Here is a 1,547-nt window from a genome sequence, read left to right on the forward strand (position 1 = left end):
AGGCATACGAACATGATATGCGCTGCGTCTCTTCTCGGCCGCTTCACTTACAAAGGACATTCCCTTTAACCCCCCCTTTAATACTTGTCCCTCAAAACAATGTACGTCTTAGGTTTTTTTGCATCTTCCAACTGACTTTCAGCCCCCAAAAACTTCTCTTTAAAGGTAAACCATGTATATGTAGTACGTATCCAAGGGTGTTCTACGTGTACAAAAACATACATAGGCACCCTGCCTTTGGTTTCAGACTTAAGTTCAAATACTCCCGAAACAGAATCGTCTACTATAACAAACGTATCGCCTATCTGAGGTTCATACTCCTCCGTTTCGTCGCAAACCGCAAGAGACAGCATCTCTTCTATTTTTGCCTCTGCATCTACCGCATCCTTCTCTGCATGGCGGAGAAGTTTCTCCTTGGTGTTCCGTGCTTCACTAGCTTTTACAAAACCCTTCTCTACCTTACGGCCCCGAGACCCCAAGATTATCTCCCTCCCTACTTTACTTTTATCCTGACAAAATTACACAAATAAATTTATTATCCTGTCGAGTTTTGAGCATTTTCTTATATATTTATAATTGAGACCTATATGTAAAAATATATAAGGAAATATGGAGACAAAACACACTCTAGACAGGAGGTTGGCAAATGACAAACAACGTGGTCAAAAACATTGCTGAAACTGACTTAATAGACTGTTTTTATTGCGGCCTTTATGTGGCACCCTTGCTTAAAGGAAGCGTAGATGAAGGAGGGGTAGGTTTCGGAGACGTTGTCGAAGAAGACGTATTCCTTTGGACATCGATGGATTCAGACTCTGGAATGTACCTCACTGAACTTAGTAGATACAACGAAACGGAAGAATTGACGATAGACGAAATTTTATACGAACAGCAACAGGACATAAAAACGATGCAGAAAGTCTTAAAGGCGATCAACGACCGCCCCGCTGCTTTTTCGGTTTCTCTACAGCCTATCCAACACATAAAGGATCTGCTGATGCTTTTCAGTCAATTGGCTCTGTCGGAAAGCGGAAAGGCTTTCTTCTCAGGCATATCGGAGATGTTCATCAACTTCTCCAGCCTGCAGATAGATGCTATGAAGCCAACCGACACAGCTTTCATCGCTGGGTGGAAGAAATTCAAAGATGTAACCATGACCGAATCAGCAATGACATTCATGATAGACACCCCTACTATATCTCGTGTATGTACAGTAATTGAAAACGGAGACCAAAAGCTACACGTAGTAAGCCAAAAAAAGATCAAACAAAAAGAACTAGATGTCATAGAAGCCAAAACAAGCCCATCTTTTGACATTAAAAACATACTGCACCAGTACCTTCTCACTCCAATACCAAAAGATGGACAAAATCTAGAATTATTTCCCGACTTCGACAGATAAAGTCAACTACCCGCCACCCATAGAGGTGGGGGCTTGCAAAAGCCTTAGTTGACTACCCTCAGCCAGGGGAAGTTAATCTTCCTATCGGGCTACGTTAGACTGGTCGTGACACCCTGGGATGCTGCTCAAGTTCCAGGCTCTGTCG

Annotated in this window: 2 protein-coding genes; one reads left to right on the forward strand and one right to left on the reverse strand. The window is 42.7% G+C overall.

The window, feature by feature from the left end; genetic code table 11:
• Positions 1 to 77: 77 nt before the first annotated feature.
• Complete coding sequence (locus V7Z69_RS09375) at positions 78 to 479, reverse strand: hypothetical protein (protein ID WP_334139733.1); 402 nt, start codon at positions 477 to 479, stop codon at positions 78 to 80.
• 167 nt (positions 480 to 646) lie between these two features.
• Here V7Z69_RS09375 and V7Z69_RS09380 point away from each other — a divergent pair, with 167 nt between their 5' ends.
• Complete coding sequence (locus tag V7Z69_RS09380; RefSeq protein ID WP_334139734.1) at positions 647 to 1,402, forward strand: hypothetical protein; 756 nt, start codon at positions 647 to 649, stop codon at positions 1,400 to 1,402.
• Positions 1,403 to 1,547 lie beyond the last annotated feature (145 nt).

Origin of the sequence: Thermovirga lienii, from assembly GCF_036847465.1 — a bacterium.
In the GTDB taxonomy this organism is placed as follows: domain Bacteria; phylum Synergistota; class Synergistia; order Synergistales; family Thermovirgaceae; genus Thermovirga; species Thermovirga lienii.